Origin of the sequence: Mesorhizobium sp. 2RAF21 (assembly GCF_052115345.1) — a bacterium.
Taxonomy (GTDB): domain Bacteria; phylum Pseudomonadota; class Alphaproteobacteria; order Rhizobiales; family Rhizobiaceae; genus Mesorhizobium; species Mesorhizobium terrae.
This window is the reverse complement of record NZ_JBFRGM010000018.1, coordinates 87,723-105,299: the sequence shown is the minus strand read 5'-3', so window position 1 is coordinate 105,299 and position 17,577 is coordinate 87,723. Positions and strand designations below refer to the sequence as shown.

General features: G+C 60.9%; 13 protein-coding genes. 7 read left to right on the top strand and 6 right to left on the bottom strand.

Annotation, left to right across the window (positions count from 1 at the left end):
- Nucleotides 1–93: 93 nt before the first annotated feature.
- Both AB4136_RS25680 and AB4136_RS25675 read right to left on the bottom strand, forming a co-directional pair.
- Nucleotides 94–3,807, bottom strand: coding sequence for an RHS repeat-associated core domain-containing protein (locus tag AB4136_RS25680; protein ID WP_441931717.1), 3,714 nt, complete (start codon nt 3,805–3,807; stop codon nt 94–96).
- Between the two features lie 102 nt (nt 3,808–3,909).
- Entirely contained in the window at nt 3,910–4,239 is a 330-nt protein-coding gene (locus AB4136_RS25675; RefSeq protein WP_137901405.1) for a hypothetical protein, read from the bottom strand.
- Nucleotides 4,240–4,593: 354 nt separating this feature from the next.
- On the opposite strand from AB4136_RS25675, the gene AB4136_RS25670 reads away from it, so the two are divergent.
- Nucleotides 4,594–5,610 carry a hypothetical protein gene (locus AB4136_RS25670; protein WP_244431260.1) on the top strand — a complete coding sequence of 339 codons (1,017 nt, stop codon included), beginning with the start codon at nt 4,594–4,596 and terminating at the stop codon, nt 5,608–5,610.
- Between the two features lie 26 nt (nt 5,611–5,636).
- Complete coding sequence (locus tag AB4136_RS25665) at nt 5,637–6,635, top strand: hypothetical protein (protein WP_081766938.1); 999 nt, start codon at nt 5,637–5,639, stop codon at nt 6,633–6,635.
- A 924-nt stretch (nt 6,636–7,559) separates the two neighbouring features.
- Here the strand turns inward: AB4136_RS25665 and AB4136_RS25660 are convergent.
- Nucleotides 7,560–9,863 carry a Tex family protein gene (locus AB4136_RS25660; protein WP_024925278.1) on the bottom strand — a complete coding sequence of 768 codons (2,304 nt, stop codon included), beginning with the start codon at nt 9,861–9,863 and terminating at the stop codon, nt 7,560–7,562.
- A gap of 271 nt (nt 9,864–10,134) precedes the next feature.
- On the opposite strand from AB4136_RS25660, the gene AB4136_RS25655 reads away from it, so the two are divergent.
- Nucleotides 10,135–10,902 carry a copper homeostasis protein CutC gene (locus AB4136_RS25655; protein WP_137901406.1) on the top strand — a complete coding sequence of 256 codons (768 nt, stop codon included), beginning with the start codon at nt 10,135–10,137 and terminating at the stop codon, nt 10,900–10,902.
- Nucleotides 10,899–11,393: a GNAT family N-acetyltransferase gene (locus AB4136_RS25650; RefSeq protein ID WP_024925280.1), complete on the top strand. Its 495-nt coding sequence runs from the start codon at nt 10,899–10,901 to the stop codon at nt 11,391–11,393. Before AB4136_RS25655 ends, AB4136_RS25650 begins: the two co-directional genes overlap by 4 nt.
- A 72-nt stretch (nt 11,394–11,465) precedes the next feature.
- Here the strand turns inward: AB4136_RS25650 and AB4136_RS25645 are convergent, their stop codons facing one another.
- Entirely contained in the window at nt 11,466–13,175 is a 1,710-nt protein-coding gene (locus tag AB4136_RS25645) for an amidohydrolase (RefSeq protein ID WP_024925281.1), read from the bottom strand.
- A 268-nt stretch (nt 13,176–13,443) separates the two neighbouring features.
- Here AB4136_RS25645 and AB4136_RS25640 point away from each other — a divergent pair, with 268 nt between their 5' ends.
- Nucleotides 13,444–15,342 carry a potassium transporter Kup gene (locus AB4136_RS25640; RefSeq protein WP_051504876.1) on the top strand — a complete coding sequence of 633 codons (1,899 nt, stop codon included), beginning with the start codon at nt 13,444–13,446 and terminating at the stop codon, nt 15,340–15,342.
- On the opposite strand, the gene AB4136_RS25635 is transcribed toward AB4136_RS25640, so the two are convergent.
- The gene (locus tag AB4136_RS25635) at nt 15,339–16,067 is read right to left on the bottom strand and encodes a winged helix-turn-helix transcriptional regulator (RefSeq protein WP_024925283.1); all 729 of its coding nucleotides are present in this window, start codon (nt 16,065–16,067) and stop codon (nt 15,339–15,341) included. The genes AB4136_RS25640 and AB4136_RS25635 overlap by 4 nt on opposite strands.
- Nucleotides 16,068–16,139: 72 nt before the next feature.
- Between AB4136_RS25635 and AB4136_RS25630 the strand changes: the two genes are divergently transcribed.
- Nucleotides 16,140–16,361, top strand: a complete 222-nt coding sequence (locus AB4136_RS25630) for a tautomerase family protein (protein ID WP_024925284.1) — start codon at nt 16,140–16,142, stop codon at nt 16,359–16,361.
- A gap of 80 nt (nt 16,362–16,441) precedes the next feature.
- On the opposite strand, the gene AB4136_RS25625 is transcribed toward AB4136_RS25630, so the two are convergent.
- The gene (locus AB4136_RS25625; RefSeq protein WP_024925285.1) at nt 16,442–16,660 is read right to left on the bottom strand and encodes a hypothetical protein; all 219 of its coding nucleotides are present in this window, start codon (nt 16,658–16,660) and stop codon (nt 16,442–16,444) included.
- Nucleotides 16,661–16,900: 240 nt separating this feature from the next.
- On the opposite strand from AB4136_RS25625, the gene AB4136_RS25620 reads away from it, so the two are divergent.
- Nucleotides 16,901–17,539 carry a class I SAM-dependent methyltransferase gene (locus AB4136_RS25620; protein WP_024925286.1) on the top strand — a complete coding sequence of 213 codons (639 nt, stop codon included), beginning with the start codon at nt 16,901–16,903 and terminating at the stop codon, nt 17,537–17,539.
- Nucleotides 17,540–17,577: the final 38 nt, after the last annotated feature.

Here is a 17,577-nt window from a genome sequence, read left to right as displayed (position 1 = left end):
TCCAGCGGGAGGAATGATCGGCCTCGTGATCCAACACCAGCCGCACCGCACGCTCGCGCACCTCAGGGGAAAACTTGTTCGTCGTTTTGCTCGTCATGGCTCCATCCTATTTGGAAGTTGGAGCCTCCGGCAAACCCGGGGCGGTTCATAATCGTATGTCGAGTACTGGCCGACCGAGAGACCGACATTGCTGATTTGAGACAACCGTCGATCGCCAGAGTTGGGCAGGTAATTCCAACTCGTTGCCAGTGTACTGCTTGCAAGCCTTCGCGACGTGATCTGGGCTGTTTGACCCAGATAGCCGAGAGTAAACGAACCAAGGTCACTAGCGTGAGAGGTTAGCCTCCCAAGGACATCATACCCGAACGTCTCAGCACCCGCCCCCTGGACGGTGCGCGTGGCTACCCGGTTCAATGCGTCATAGGCATACTCGATCGTGCTATCGGCTAGCGGCCCACCCTCCTGCTTGAGATTCAAAGCGCCCAATGAACCTACTGGGTAGTAATCATAGGATGTCGTGCTGCCGTTACTCGTCGTTGAAGCCAGGCGCAGGAAATACGGATCGTAGGCGAGTACTACATTTGGTGTTGAGTGTATGGCGTTCAGATAGCTGATAGCTGCAATTTGATTGTCGCCGGTGTAGCTGTACTGTTTTGATTGCCCAAGTGCGTCGAGAGTGGACCTGAGGCGGCTCGTTGTATTTTCATACGTATAGGTGAGCGTACCATTATCTGCATAGGTCTTCTGGCTGAGCCGACCCTCCACATCGTAGGACCAACGTGTGATGTTGTTCTTAGGATCGGTGAGGCTCGAGAGATTGCCAATGCGACTATAGCCAAACAGCACGCGTTGGCCGAGCGGATCTGTCACCGATGTCAATCGCCGATTGGCATCATAACGATATGTCCACTGGCGGCCTTCACGGTCACGATAAGATGCGAGATCGAGCTTGTCGTAGGCGTACTGATCGCTTGTGCCATCAGGATAAGCAATCTTTGTTAGGCGATCTGCGGCATCATAATCGTAGGTTGCGATCCACCCTTCTGAGTCCGTGAATGTCCTTATCCGCTCGAAGCTATCGTAGGTGTAGAACGCTGCGGTCGCATTGTTGGCGTTGATAACCTCGATCAGCCGGCTGGACGCGTTGTATCGATAGCTCGTCTTCTCGCCGAGAGGGTTCGTGGCCGAGGTTAGCTGCCCTGCGTTGTTATACGTGTAAGTGGTAATTTGTCCGGAAGCGTCCGTATAGATCACCGGACGATGACGGGTGTTGTAAACGTACTGCGCGATGGTTTGCTGAACGCCGAATTCAGTCGTCTGGCTGATAGAGGTCAGGTCAATCTGGTTGGCGTATGTATAGTTCGTTGTCCGCCCAATTGGATCGATCGCCTGGGTGAGATTGAAAAAGCCACCCGTGTCGTAAGAATAGCGGCTGACCTGGCTGGTTCCGTCATCCAACACCCGCCCGATCGCGATCGGTTTGCCAAAAGTTCCCCCGTAAGCACTGAGGGATTGACCCGGATAGTTATACCAGATCCGATTTTCAGAGGGGTATTTGACACTCTCGATCGCCGTCCCTTTGATCGAGGTGTCCGGCATATGAACGAAGTGCCGGATTCTAGCCTTGGTATAGTCGCAGCCGCCGCCAGAGGTGCATCCTGCCGCGACGTAGGCATCCTTGTCCCAATGGAAGCTGTTTCGATACTTTAGGTATTGATTGAGCGGGGCGAGCGGCATTCCTTGCGGCACGGTCGCCGCCGGATCGCTCTCGGGAATGGGCGCAGGCTCAAGCCACTCTTCACGTTCGTGGTAGCCTAGCGGGTCCGTTACTTCAACGAAACGAGGCGGGCCACTTGATCCCGGGGCAGTGTAGGCGAACTTTGTGGTGCCATAGGGAGTCGTCAGGGCGTTGATGAGGGAGTTGTCATCATAGCTGACACTCGATGTCAGGCCGATCGTGTCAGTGATCGATTTCAGGCGCGCGTTTCCGTCATATGCCAGAACAGCGCTGCGCCCAAAGGGATCCGTGATCTTGGTTATGAGCAAAGGGGATGTCGCCAACTCATAACTAAATGTGGTTAAGCGCCCGACAGCATCGGTCAGTGAAATAAGCCGGAACTGGCCATCGTAATTCAGAGTGGCCGCGTTGCCTTGCGGATCGATCACCCTGCTCAGAAAAATTCGCCGAGGATAGGCAGCGGCCCCGTCAGACTGCGCATAGATTTCAACGCTACCGTCAGGCATGAGATGGCGGTAGGTGATTGGAGAACCAGACGCGCGTACCAAGATGGATCCATCGCCATCCTGCGCAGCAAATCTTCCGTTCCTAGCCTGGTAGCCGAGATAGAAGAACGTGGTCCCATCTCGCAGGTAGGATGAGACGTTGGCGCCTGGATTCGTCGGATCATCCGTTACATAGCTCAGCCAGTTCAACGACCATTTTGGACTGATGTTGAAGAAGTTAAAGTTCGCGGGCTGGCTGTCCTGCCGTTGATTGTAGCTGATCTCGACCATCGCCGACGGGCCAATTGGTGGATTGTAGCCCACTGGCCGATCGGTGATCGTGACCGCGACACTCGCTTCTTTGATGTTATAGAAACACAGGCCACAGCCGCCATTAGGTCCACGTCCGCCAGCACCAGCACCTCCGCCACCACCAGCACCGCCACCACCAGCACCGCCGCCGCCAGCACCGCCACCACCGCCACCGCCAGCACCGCCACCACCGCCGCCGTTGGCATCTGGATCATTGTTGCCACCTGGTCTGTCACCATTGGTCGGCCCCTTCCCCCAAACCGAAGCGGCTTCAAAGGGTTCGACATCCCGCCATTGTTTGGCGGGGTCCAAATCTTGCGGAACAAGGTAATATCCACTTGCCTCGGTATCCAGCGCAGCCTTGGTCACCCAGAGGTCAGTTCCGGAAAACACAGAATCCCTAACGTGGTATCTTCCGTTCGCCTCACCAACGATGGCTGCGAAATGCCCTACTTTCCAATGCACGATTGACGGAACGGGAACTGGCTCACCCGGCCTGCGTATGACCAGCCGATGCGCGAATCCGGCATCGTCGGCGAGACGACCGACTTCGGCCAAGTTGGTTCCGTTGGGCCCGGCTTTATACCACTGCAGAGGATCAGCCTTCTCAAAGCTGACCTTGCGAGCCAACAGCAACTGCTTCAGCGCAAGGGGACCGCAGATGAACAGGTGTCGCGGATCCCGCGTGGTAAGCGCCAGTTGCTCGCTTGCACTTTGAATTGTCTCCGTTGCGGAGCCTGCAATTGGACGATCCCCGATGTCGCGAAACAGCGCTGCGAGCTCGTCTGTCTTGCCCAAGTTTGCGTAGAGCTGTGCAAGCTCTCCAACGGCTCGATCAACCAATGCCCTGGCGCGCGGCTCCCTCGAACTCTTTCCTGCGACCCATGCAGACTGCCAGGCGTGGATCGCCTTCGAAAAGTGGCCATCGTGGAGGTAAGACAGCCCAAGGTTGGCCCAAATCGCGGATGCCCAGCGGGAGTGCGGGTTGGATTCCAGGAACGCGACCAAATCGCCGTAGTTGGCCAGATCTGTCCTCTGATTGTAGGCATTCAAGGCATGCCGCAAGGCTGCATCTTCGGCAGAACTGGTGGCTTCAGTCGCCACGAGCGGTTCCTCGAAACGCGCAACTCGCATCGCCTCGGTCAAAGAACTGGGCTTTGACACAGCGGCTGTCTCAGTGGGTGACACGATCGGCGCCGCCAAAACCGCACTCTGTGCGGCAAATGACGCCAGCAACGCAGCGAGGACGAAGAATTGCCGTATCAATCTCATTCCGACCCTCATGTGCAAATAAGACAGACCCACATTGAACATGTCGCGGCCGCAGCCTACGGAACGTGGGTGGTCGTCAAAGAGTGCGGTTACCGCGCCCCTTTAGTTGCTTGTCCAATTCAAGCACCCCCAGTTGCCCACTCCCCACACAGGGTTGAGCATCCCGGATGTCCAGGAGAAACCGTTCCATTGCGCGACACCCCACACCGGAGGTGCTGCAGCCTTGGTGACCAAAACCTGTGACGTTCGATTTCCGGCGGGGTCATAACCATAAACCAGACACCGCAGTTGATTGTAAAAACCTGTCACCAGGCGCCCGGCCGGATCGTAGCTAAATGAAACGCCAGATTGATCTGCAGCGGCCGACCCCATGGCTGCAGAAATAAATAAAACCGACAATGAGAAGCATTGAACTCTCAAGCGTGCATTCATGCGCCGCCTCCGGTTGAAATGCTACAAGGTTGCCAATCCAACGAATTTAACGAAATGCGCCAGCGAATATCCACCCCAGAAAAGCTTAGCCAATACGGGTTAGCCAGTCAGGATTGAATGCCAATTCATCATTGAAGACGCTCAACGTCTAACAACGGTGAGTAGTTTCGTAAATTGAATTAGTTAATCCAGCATAGAAAATTTATTAGTCCAATTGTTTTGGTTATTTAAATTTTGTATTCAATAAACTTTTATTCTTACCATTGCCATGATCCGACAATCTTCAATTTTGATACTTGACATCTTCAAATTAATTGTAGCTACTCGCGCTATCCATCCGAATTGAGGTGACAGATGCAAGTCATTTTGCGTTTTGTACCTGCGGTCGCGCTATTAGGCGGCTTTGTTATTTCAACATCTTCTGCCTTTGCGGATTGCCCGATGCCGAGCGCGATCATCAATGGCCAGCCCGTAGACGCAACCCCGGTGAACAATAACTTCTCCGCGGTCTCCAACTGTATTGTCAAAAACTCTCCTGCCGGCTCTGCCAATTCTGTTCAGGTACGAGACTCTTCTGGCGGCTTTGGAGGAACCAATACACTGTCCGATGGGCAATTATTGATCGGGTCGACAGGCGCCCTCCCAATGAACTCGACCCTTACAGCCGGAACTGGAATAAACATCCAATCTTCGCCGAGCGGAATCATCATTGCAGCTCCCAGCGGCGGCAACGAAACCGCTGTTGACTGGCTCAATTCAGCTGCCGTCGTCCGGCCGTCAGTCGCCGCTTTTTCCCTCCGCACATCGACAACGCCTCCAAGCGGTGCTGGGATTACGGCCACTGTGCGTGGGTTTGCAATGACTGCGACGGGAGGGGCCGCCAACACAGCGATGATGGCCGAAACTCCCGCCCCGAGCGGAAAGTGGCAGGCAACAATGCTCACCGCCTATACGGGGGCAGCATCAAACTCCAGTGTTCCTGCAATTGCGGTCAGGGACTCCGTCAACAATCGCGCAGTTGAGTTTGGAATTGGAGCGCTGGGACAAAACGACTATCGCTTCAGTTATCTAAGGTCCTCTGGCGGATCAGGACTGGATCGCCTCCTTGGCACGGCAGCCACTTTTCAGGACATCGGATTGCCCGCGCCATCCGAGCCACTTTGGACCCGCCTTACCTACGACGGCACGACCCTGTCGTGGGCTTTCTCTCGCGACGGTCAGTTCTTTGTAACCGCTTACTCGGCGGCAGCGGACGATTATCTCGTAAACGTCGATCGTGTCGGACCAGCGATTCTCTTCTCCGAACCTGTATACCCTACATGGCCCGTATCGCAGCAAGTTCTGTCCTGGACACTTGTCAGCCTAAATTAGTATCCAATTCGAGGAAGTTTGCGACGATGAGGAAGATCAATTTCGCTCTTGCCTTTGGCACGGTCCTCGTTGCTACGAAGGCAGCATTCGGCCAATGCGTTCTACCGAACCAATTGACGAATGGACAAGTTGCTGACGCCACGCAAGTGATGGCGAATTTCAATGCCCTTGGGAACTGCGTGACCAACATTGCACCTGGTGGGCAGCAAAATTCCATCCAATTCAACAACGGGACCGGTGGTTTTGGTGGAGTTACCCCATTGACCGATGGTCAGGTTCTCATTGGCTCCAGTGGTCATCCCCCGCAAGCGGGTGCTATTACCGCGGGGCCAGGAATTGCGATCCTAAATGGCCCAGGAAGCATCACGATTGCAACCACAGGGAGTGGTAGCGGCGGGGATGTCGATTGGTTGAATTATTCTGCAGTGGCAAAGCCAATCGCGGCGAATTTTGCTCTAACAACATCGACCACTGCGCCAGTAGGCGCAGCTATTACCGCAACCTCCAGAGGCATGGCACTCACGGCAAGCACGGTAGCGAACAACCGTGCGATGATGGCAGAAGTCGATGCGCCATCCGGGAATTGGCAAGCCACAATGCTGACAGTGTATTCAGGCCCATTGTCCACATACAATTTACCAGGGATAGCCGTCAGGGACGTTGCGAACAGCCGGACCATCACGTTCGGCATAAGCGCCAACGGAAACAGTGCATATAGATTTGACTATTTGAAAATGTCCGGTGGAACCGGGTTCGATAGCTACTCCAACGATAGTGCTTTTTCAGATACGGGATTGCCAGCGCCTTCATCTCCGATTTGGTCGAGATTGACCTACAACGGCTCAAATTTCGTTTGGTCGTTCTCTAGAGATGGTCAGAATTTCTCGGACGCATATAGCGTCTCCGCCACGGACCACATCACAAATCGAAACAAGGTTGGTCCAGCCATCGTGTTTTTTTCGCAGACAAACCCCGGTTGGTCGGCTGCATATCATGTGCTTTCGTGGAAGGTTGCACCCCTCTAAATAGACCCTTCACTTCGAGTGCGCACCCCTCCATCATCTTTTCGGCGCGACAGCCTTCAGGCAGTGCGCGCCGAAAGGCAAAAATGTGCTTTGCGGCACTACCCGTCAAAACCAACGATCACGCTTTTGGCCTACCTGCAGGTTCCATCGCCGAGTTCAGTTTTGGGCTATTTGCGATCTTGACGAAGTCGATTTGCCCTTAGACGCTTAGATATGGAAAATAGGCGTTGCCCTCGTCTCGCACAAATTGCGCGAAGCCGACTGACTTCGCCTTCCGCTAAGGGTCCAGACACTCGATACTCAGTCTTCCGGCGCCAAGTCGTTGGAAGCGTTATTAGGAAGATAGGGCTCCGCACAATCAGTCAGCGGAAATCATTCTGCCGTCGAGCGGTGCCAAACTTGCTTCTAACATCGCTAGACCGTGTGCAGGTCAATCAAGCCTGATTTCCTCCACTAGCCCGGATAATTCGGCTGGCGGCACCAGCCAGAAAGTTCGAAAAGCTTCCAAGAACCCCAGGCAAACTGGACACCGCAGCGGACAATGAAGTCCACGGATATTCCGGCGAACATTCCGCATAGGAGCGGCAAATATCGTCGGCAGGAGAGCGTCCGAAAAGGCCTGTCGGCGGCTCCTTCGTGGGAACGAAAAAAGAAGAGAAGCAGAACTTTCGTGTGCGCTTTTTGCACACAACATCTCATAACTAGCTGAATTTATTTAAGTATCCATCCAGTCCATCATCGGCGCGATGGACAGGCGATGATCGCCATAGGCGCCCTGCCCGCCCGATTTTGCGTTGGTGTTCACGTATCGACGACTGCCCGTTGATGCCCGCTCACATAGGCCAATCGCCACGCCGGTGCAAACCTGGTGCCGCGATCGCTCTACCCGGCGAACGCCGGAGCCGTCGTAAAAGGCCGGTTTTCTCAGCGCTTGCGCAGCGCCTCCGACAGCGCCGCGCCGAACGAACCCTGTTGCGACTGGCCGCCTCGATTGTCCGGCTTGCTGGCGTGGTTCTTGCCGCCGCCGGGTGCCGGTTTCGCCGCCGGTGTCGAGCGTTCCGGTGCCTGACCGTCGCGTCGCATGGTCAGGCCGATGCGCTTGCGCGCCACGTCGACCTCGACGACCCGCACCTTCACCACGTCGCCGGCCTTCACCACCTCATGCGCGTCCTTCACGAAGCGGTCGGCAAGCTGCGAGACGTGCACCAGCCCATCCTGGTGCACGCCGATATCGACGAAGGCGCCGAAGGCGGCGACATTGGTGACGGTTCCCTCCAGAAGCATGCCGGGCTTCAAATCCTTGATGTCGTCGACGCCGTCGGCGAAGGTCGCCGTCTTGAAATCCGGGCGCGGGTCGCGGCCCGGCTTCTCGAATTCGAGCAGGATGTCCTTCACCGTCGGCAGGCCGAACCGTTCGTCGACGAACAGTTTTGGATCGAGCTTGCGCAGCGAGGTGCTGTCGCCCATCAGCGCGCGAATGTCGCGGCCGCAGCTGGCCACGATCTTGCGCGCCACCGGATAGGCCTCCGGGTGGATCGACGAGGCGTCGAGCGCCTCCGCACCGTCGCGGATGCGCAGGAAGCCGGCGCACTGCTCGAAGGTGCGCGCGCCGAGCCGCGGCACCGAAAGCAGGTCGGCGCGGCTGGCATAGGGACCGTCGGCGTCGCGGCGCGCCACGATCGCCTCGGCGATCGATTGGCCAAGGCCGGAAACGCGCGTCAGCAACGGCACCGAGGCGGTGTTGAGATCGACGCCGACGGCGTTCACCGCGTCCTCCACCACCGCATCCAGCGCCTTGGCCAGCCGGTACTGGTCGACATCGTGCTGGTATTGGCCGACGCCGATCGATTTCGGCTCGACCTTGACCAGCTCCGCCAGCGGATCCTGCAGGCGCCGCCCGATCGAGACGGCGCCGCGCAGCGACACGTCGAGACCGGGGAACTCGGCCGCCGCCGTCTCCGACGCCGAATAGACCGAGGCGCCCGCCTCGGAGACGATCACCTTGGTCGGCGTCGGTGCCGGCATGTCGGCCAGAAGCTCGGCCACCAGCCTCTCGGTCTCGCGGCTGGCCGTGCCGTTGCCGATGGCGATCAGCTCGATCTTGTGCTTGACGATCAGCCTGGCCAGCTCGGCCTGGGCGCCGCGCACGTCGTTCTTCGGCTGGAACGGATAGATGGTCGCCGTCTCCACCAGCTTGCCGGTCTGGTCGATCGCCGCCACCTTGACCCCGGTGCGAATGCCCGGATCGAGGCCGAGCGTCGGGCGCGAGCCGGCGGGAGCGGCGAGCAACAAATCCTTGAGATTGCGCGAGAAGACGCGGATCGCCTCTTCCTCGGAGCGCTCGCGCAATTCGCGCATCAGGTCGAGCGACAGTTGCAGCGAAAGCTTGACCCGCCAGGTCCAGCCGGCAACGTCGCGCAGCCATTGGTCGGCCGCGCCGCTGCCGATCCGCAGCGTCGCCGCCACCTTGTGCTCCACCGGCTTGTTCGGCGAAGCGATATCGGCATCCACTTCGATGGCGATGGACAAAATGTCCTCGTTGCGGCCGCGCAGGATGGCGAGCGCCCGGTGCGACGGCACGGTCGACCATTTTTCGGAATAGGCGAAATAGTCGGAGAACTTGGCGCCGGCCTCTGCCTTGCCGTCCAGCACCGCGGAGGTGACGACGGCATTGAGCTTCATATAGTCGCGCAAAGCGCCGATCAGCGTTGCGTCTTCGGCCAATTGTTCGGCGATGATGTCGCGCGCGCCTTCAAGTGCGGCCTTCACGTCGGCCACTTCGCCCGCCACATAGGCTTCCGCCGTCTTGTGCGGATCGAGCGAACGGTCCGCCAACAATGCCTCGGCGAGCGGCCCGAGCCCCCGCTCGCGCGCGATCTCGGCCTTGGTGCGGCGCTTCGGCCGATACGGCAGATAAAGGTCTTCCAGTTCGGCCTTGGTGACGGCGCCGGCGATCTTGAGCGCCAGCTCGTCGCTCATCTTGCCCTGCCCGGTGATCTCCTGAAAAATGGCGACACGGCGCGCTTCCAATTCGCGCAGATAGCCGAGCCGTTCGGCAAGATTGCGCAGCTGCGTGTCGTCGAGGCCGCCGGTCACCTCCTTGCGGTACCGGGCGATGAACGGCACCGTCGCGCCTTCGTCCAGAAGTGTGACGGCGGCGACGACCTGGGCGGTGGCCGCGCCGATCTCGGTGGCGATTGCGGCTGCGATCTTCTGCTCTGTCTGCATCTTGGTCCCGTGGTGATTTGCAACGGCGACCATAGAAAGATCACCGTGGCGCGGGTACGGCGGCATTCGCTGTCTCCACAATAAATGCTGAACAAAACACCGAACCGGGGACCGGGACGGGAAAACGTCCCCCTCCGAAAGACCCGTGGACGGTCGCTGGCCGCCTTGTTTGGCGGCCCTGCCCGCTTCCGCTTGATCCCATGCGGTGCTAGGGCATCCCCAGCTTCCGCCCGAACGAAAACGCCCGCTTCAACCCGAATTGGAAACGACCTTGGCCAGCCTCGACCCGACGAAAAAACTCCCGGTGATTGAAATCTGCGTGGAAGACATTGACGGCCTGCTTGCCGCCGAGCGCGCCGGCGCCGACCGCGTCGAGCTCTGCGCCAGCCTTGTCGAGGGCGGCATCACGCCCAGCCTCGGCACCGCAAGGCTGGGCCTGGAACTGGCGAAAATTCCGTTCCACGTCATCGTGCGGCCACGCGGCGGCGATTTTCTCTATAGCGACGACGAATATCGTTCGATGCTGGCCGACGTCGCGGCGCTTCGCGAACTCGGCGTCGCCGGCGTGGTCGTCGGCTGCCTGACCGCCGATGGCGCCATCGACGAGGTCCGCATGGCCGCGCTCGTCGAGGCAGCCGGCCCGCTCGCCGTCACCTGCCACCGCGCCTTCGACATGACGCGCGACGCAGCCGAGGCGCTGGAAGCCCTGGTCCGCTGCAAGGTCGGACGCGTCCTGACCTCGGGCCAGCGCGACACCGCCATCGAGGGCGCCGATCTTCTGGCCGCGCTGGTCAGGCAGGCGGGTGGACGCATCATCATCATGGGCTGCGGCGCGCTCGACGCCGACAATATCGGCGCGGTCAGGGCGAAGACCGGGCTGACCGAAATGCACTTCGCCTCGCTCAGGCACGAGGCCAGCGCCATGCGCTACCGCAACCCGAATGTCGGCATGGGCGGCGACGATCTCGACCGCGAATACCGCAACACCTTCACCGACGAGGCGCTGGTGGCCGCCACCATCGCAGCCGCCCGCGCATGACGGCACCGCTCCCCATCGAGGCCGTCGTTGCCGCCGACGAGCCGGCGGTCCTGGAACTCAACAACGAGCACGCCGCCGAGCTCTCCTGGCTGGAACCGGAACGGCTCACCGCTCTGCTCGACGCGTCTTTCCATGCACGCCGCATCGGCAGGCTCGAGGCGTTCCTGATGACCTTCGACCAGGACGCCACCTATGACAGCCCGAACTTTCTGTGGTTTCGCGACCGCTATCCGCGCTTCGTCTATGTCGACCGCGTCGTCGTCGCCTCCAGCGCGCGCGGGCGCGGCCATGCGCGCCGGCTTTACGAGGATCTGTTCGCGCGCGCCGCGGCCGCCGGCCACGAACTCGTCACCTGCGAGGTGAATGCCGACCCGCCCAATCCCGCCTCCGACGCTTTTCATGCCGCGTTGGGGTTTCGCGAGGTCGGCGACGCCGTCATCCATGGCGGCAAGAAGGCCGTGCGCTACTACGCCAAGACACTCGCCGATTAGAATAGGAACTCGCCTCGGGAGCCGCACCCGGCCTAAGCCGGTCGCGCTCCCGAAGAGTTCAAGCTCCGCTGGTTACGGCATCGTCGGCTTGGGCAAAGCCTCGCCTTTATAGGCCGCGTCTCCCTCGATCAGGGTCAGCATCACTTTCGTCGCCGCGATCTGGGTCGGGGGGATCTTGGTCACGTCATGGCCCAGCACCACGATATCGGCGCGCTTGCCGACCGTCAGCGTGCCGGATTGCGCCTCGTCGAAGGCCGCATAAGCGCCATTCGCCGTATAGGCCTTGATCATGTCCATCACCTCCAGACGGTGCTGCGGCGTCAGCACCCGGCCGTTAGGGTCGGCTATGTCCTGCCGGGTGACGGCGATCTGGATGGCTTCGAGCGGATTCATCGACGATACGCTCCAGTCGCTCGAACCGACCAGCAAAGCGCCTGCCTGCTTCAGCGCGCCGAATGGATAAAGCTGTTGCGACCGCTCCGGCCCGATCTTCGGCTCGGTCAGGTTGACGATATAGGGGTCCGGATAAGCCCAAAGCGCCTGGATATTGGCGAGCACGCCGAGCGCCTTGAAGCGCGGAATGTCGGCGGGATCGATCAGCTCGAGATGGGTGATCTGGTGACGGCTGTCGCGGGTGCCGTTGGCGACCCGCGCCGCCTCGTAGGCATCGAGCGTGGCGCGCACCGCGCGGTCGCCGATGGCGTGCGCGTGCAGTTGCAGCCCGGCCTTGTCGGCGGCGATGGCAATCTCCTTCATCGCCTGCGGCGTGAACAAAAGGTCGCCGGCCTGATTGCTGCCGACATAGGCCTCGATCAACGCCGCGGTACCGGTCTCGATGACGCCATCGACAAAAAGCTTGGCCGCGTTGACTTCGAGATGCGGCGAGGCATAGCGCGCCTTGTAGTCGAGCACCTTGGCGACACCGGCCGCGGCGCCTTCCTTGGCCTCGATCTGCACGGCCGCCTTCACGCGCAGATTGAGCTTGCCGGCCGCGTCGGCGCGCTGATAGCCGCGCAGCATCCATTCCTTGGCGGCGGGATCGATGATGGCGGTTATGCCATAGCTTTCGGCCTCGGCCATCGCCTTGGCGAGGCCCGCATCGACCTGGCTGTCGGGATATTCCGGCAACAGGCTGCTGACCAGCGACATGGCGCTTTCGCGCAGCAGACCGGTCGGCTGGCCTTGCGCATCCACCTCGATGCGACCGCCTTCCGGCGCCTTGGTCTCGGCGGTGATGCCGGCCGCCTTCAGGGCCGCGGTGTTCACCCAGGCCGAATGGCTGTCGGCGGCGGCAACGAAAATCGGACGCGGACCGGTGATGGCATCGAGAACGGCGGCCGACGCGTTGGGCAGCGTCGTCGGGTCCCACAAGCTGGCGCGAATCCAGGCGTTTTCCGGCAATTTGCCCACGCCCTTTTCGATCGCGGCGCGCAAGCCGGCCTCATCGGCAACGCCACTGAGGTCGATGTCCTGCAATTCGGTCGCGCTCCAGATCAGATGGTTGTGCGAATCCTGGAAGCCCGGCAGCACCAGTGCCTCCGCCGGCAGGTCATAGACCGTCGCCCCTTTCAGGAATGGTGCCATGTCGTCGGCCGAACCCACGGCGGCAACGCGGCCGTCAACGATCGCCACGGCCTGCACCTCGGGCTTCTGCTGGTCCATGGTCAGCACGCGCGCGCCGCGCAGGATCAGCGCCTGGCTGTCGGCGTAAGCTGCCGGCGTGCCGGCGACAAGTGCGAATGCGCTGGCGACAAGCCACGCTTTACCCCTGATGGTGGACATCGTGTTTCCTCCCGGTTTCTTGATGCCGGGACGCTAGCGGCCGCCCGCGCCCCGTCAAGCGGCCACGCCGGCGCGACGTGGCGACCAGCCGGCGCGAAAACGCCGGCAAGACCATCCGCTCTTCGCCGAATCTCTGCTCAAGGATCAAAACCGAACATAGCGCGGGCAACGACGGCAATCCGTCGCAATCTGCCCCGCCATCTCCTTGACGAGCCTGCGCAATCTGCCATCCTCCACCCTATCGTGGTGCGCATCAGCGGACGGGCCGATGACGAGGGAAAAACACGGTCGCGCGGCGGTTTTCTCGCCATCCTTGTCGCTGGCCGCGCTGGGCGTCGTCTATGGCGACATCGGCACCAGCCCGCTCTACGCTTTCTCACAAGCCATCAATGCCAGCGGTCCGGGCGGTGCCAGCCAGCCCTGGATCGTAACCGGCGTCGTGTCGCTGATCTTCTGGGCGCTGATCCTGGTCGTTTCGCTGAAATACGCGGTGCTGATCCTGCGCGCCGACAACAAGGGCGAAGGCGGCATCGTAGCGCTGCTCGCCATCCTTGAGGGCAGCGCCCGCCGGCGCGGCCGCCAGCAGATGGTCTTGCTGGTCGTCGGCCTGGTCGGTTCCGCGCTGCTTTATGGCGACGGCGCCATCACGCCTGCCATTTCCGTGCTCAGCGCCATCGAGGGGCTGGAAGTGGCCGCCCCCTCGCTCACCCCTGTCGTGGTGCCGCTGACGGTGGTGATTTTGCTGGCGCTGTTCCTTGCCCAGCGTTTCGGCACGGGCACGATCGGTCGTTTCTTCGGCCCGGTCATGCTCGCCTGGTTCGTCACCATCGGCCTGCTTGGCCTGGTCGAAGTGCTGCGCGCGCCGGCGATCCTGACGGCGCTCAATCCTTTCGTCGCGCTCACTTTCCTGTTGCACGCCAATCCGGTGGTCTCCTTCGCGGTGCTCGGCGCCACCTTCCTCGCCGTCACCGGCGGCGAGGCCATGTATGCCGACATGGGCCATTTCGGCCGCAACGCCATTCGCCTCGCCTGGTTCGCCGTCGCCTTGCCCGCCCTGGTGCTCAACTATTTCGGCCAGGGCGCGCTGTTGCTGAGCGATCCAGCGGCAGCCAACAACCCCTTCTACAATCTGGTTCCGGACTGGGCGCATTTTCCGGCCATCGCGTTCGCCACGATCGCCACCATCATCGCCAGCCAGGCGATCATCTCGGGCGCCTTCTCGCTGGCCCGCCAGTCGATGCAGCTCGGCATCCTGCCGCGCCTCACCGTCAAGCAGACCGCGAATGACGAGTTCGGCCAGATCTATGTGCCGCTGGTCAACTGGCTGCTTTGCGCCGCCACCATCACCGCCGTGCTCGGTTTCCGCTCCTCCGACGCGCTGGCCGGCGCCTATGGCATCGCCGTCTCGCTGCTGATGGCCATCACCACCCTGTTGGCGGCGCTGGTCGCCCGTCACTGGGGTTACAACCTCTTCCTCGTCATCCTGGTCAATGGCGCCTTCTTCATCGTCGACCTGATCTTTGTCGCCGCCAACTCCATCAAGCTGTTCGAGGGCGGCTGGTATCCTCTCTTGCTGGCAATCCTGGTCGCCATGCTGATGCTCACCTGGCGGCGCGGCCAGATGCTTGCCGAACAGGCCCGCCGGCATCTGCGCGCCGAGGAAAGCGCCTTCTTCGCCGCGATGGAAGAACGGAAACCGGTACGCTTGCCAGGAACGGCGGCGTTCCTCTCCTCCGCCGCCAGCGGCATCCCGCTTTCCTTGAGCATCTTCTTGCGCCACACCCGCGCCATCCCCACGCGCGTCATGCTCGTCACCGTGCAAGGTGCCGAGACCCCGCGCATCAAGGATGAAGATCGTGTCACCGTTGTCCCGCTGCGCCCCGATTTCGAGCGTGTCATCCTGCGCTATGGCTTCATGGAAGAGCCGGATGTGCTGCGTGGCCTGCGCCTCGGCCTGTCGCGCGGCCTGATCGCGCCGGTCGACCTTGGCGAAGTCTCCTTCTACATCGGCAGCGAAACGGTCATTCCTTCGCGTAAGGTCGCCGGCATGGCCTTCTGGCGCGAGGTGCTCTACGCCATGCTCCAGCGCAATGCCGAGCGCTCCGCCGCTTATTTCCGCATCCCGGCGCCACAGGTCGTGCAGCTCGGAACCGAAATCGAGATCTAGGCTCGCTCGACGGCGCTGGCCAGACCGCTCTGGCCGATCCAGCGGGTAAAACTCGCGGCAAGCCCGGCGTCGCCGTCCAGCTCGATGCGGCCGGCGCGCAACTCGTCGTCGAAACTGCTCATTCCCATCCATGCCGACGTCATGGCGCGAAGATCGGCGGTTACCAGGAGGTCGATCTGGAAAGCCGGGTCGATCGAGCACAGATCGACCGGCATGCCCGGCGCCACGATCAGCCAATAACGGCCTTCGTCGGCGGGCAGGCTATTGAAGCCGAATTCGACGACGACGCGCCTGCGCGGCATCGGGTCGGGCCGCAGGTTGCGGCGCATGTTCCACATCAGCAGCCGTGGATCGAGATTGGCCAGCGAGCAGTCCGAATCGACCCAGCGCAATGCCCAGCGCCCGATACCCTGGATGATCGGCGCGAGGTCGCGGCCCGACCGGGTGAGCGTGTATTCGCCATCGACATGGTCGAGAACACCGGCATCCACCAATTCGCGCAGCCGCTTGGCGAGCAGCGCCGAGGACATGCGCGGCACGCCGCGCCGGATATCGTTGAACCGGGTCGAGCCCGACAGCATCTCGCCGAGCACCACCAGCGTCCACCGCGTCGCCAGCAGTTCGGCCGCCATGGCGATCGGGCAGAACTGCCCGTAGAGCGAGGCTTCGCCACCGGGAATGTTGATCCGGTCGCGGTTGTCGGAGGCTTCCGCTTGCTTGAGCACCGGTTCAGTTCCTGAACTTGTCGCTGCCGTCGAATGTGCGATTCTCGCAGAAACAACCGAGAGGAGCAACTCATGCCACTGGTGGATATTCATGTGATCAAGGGCGTGTTCACGCCCGAACAGAAGTCGGCGATGATCGCCAAGGTTACCGACGCGATGGTGTCGGTGGAGGGCGAGAAGCTGCGCGGCGTCACCTGGGTGAAGATCAACGAGGTGGAAGGCGGCGACTGGGCGATCGGCGGCCAGCCCTTGCAGGCGGCCGATGTCAGGAAAATGGCCGGGCACGCGACCTAGACGTCGCTTGCCCGTGCATTGAAAAGCGATCCGATCCCGTCGAGGCCATCCACCTCGACGGGATCGGACAGCGGTTCAGCTCACTGGGGGTGACGACGATCCTGCCCCAGAATAGCCAGCAATTCGGACCCGCGGCTGAGGTCGCCACCCCTTTGCATAATGTCGCCTGCTTCGATGATCGCCATTTCCAGAAGATAGGCGAGCATATCAAATCCATCCCTCTCGGCCGCCTGGCGGTGAGAAGTCAGTGCCTGTTTCATCAGTCCCAGCGTCTCGCGCTGCATGTCGGTTAGCTGCATCGGTCCTACTCCGTCCAGCAACGCCAATATTATATGCAGCATTGCGAAAATACGAAAGCCCGCTAACAAGACTGGAACGGGTTCGTTGCCGTCCGGCGGGCGCCCATACTGACTTCTGCTGCCAACAAATGGCCAGCGCCAGCCTCCATTCAAGGGCAGCGGTGACTAACCGTTCCGTGAAGCTTTGACACCGCCGTCTTTCACGCCAGTTCCGCACCGCAATTCATGCACGGGCCCTTCATGAGCACAACGAACGACGCCGATTTCTGGGACCGAACCTCGCGGCGATATGCGGTCGCCGCGATTGCCGATCCGGCCGGCTATGAGCGCACGCTGGACCGCACCCGCGCCCTGCTCGAACCGCATGCCCGGGTGCTGGAACTGGGTTGCGGCACGGGAACGACGGCGCTCAAGCTCGCGGGTGGCGTACAAAGCTATCTCGCGACGGATATTTCCACCGAAATGATCGCCATTGCCAAGGAAAAGCACGCCGCCGACCCCAGGCCGGCGCTGTCCTTTCGCGTCGCCACCGCCGAGATGCTTACGCCCGAGGTCGAACAGTTCGATGCCGTTCTGGGCTTCAACTATCTCCATCTGGTGCGCGACCTGCCCGGCACGCTGCGCCGCATCCACGCCCTGCTCAGGGCCGAAGGGCTGTTCATCACCAAGACGCCTTGCGTCGGCGACATGAACCCGCTCATCCGCCTCGTTTTGTTGCCCGCCATGCGCGCGATCGGCAAGGCGCCTCACGCCAACGTCTTCAAAGAAGCTGAACTCAGCCAGCTTATCTCCGCCGCGGGCTTCGACATTCTCGTCAATGAACGCCATGCGACCAAGGGCAACGAAATCTGCCCCTACATCGTGGCGCGCAGGAGATGATGCGAACGGTCGGGACTGCGGGGAAACCCGTTGCGGGG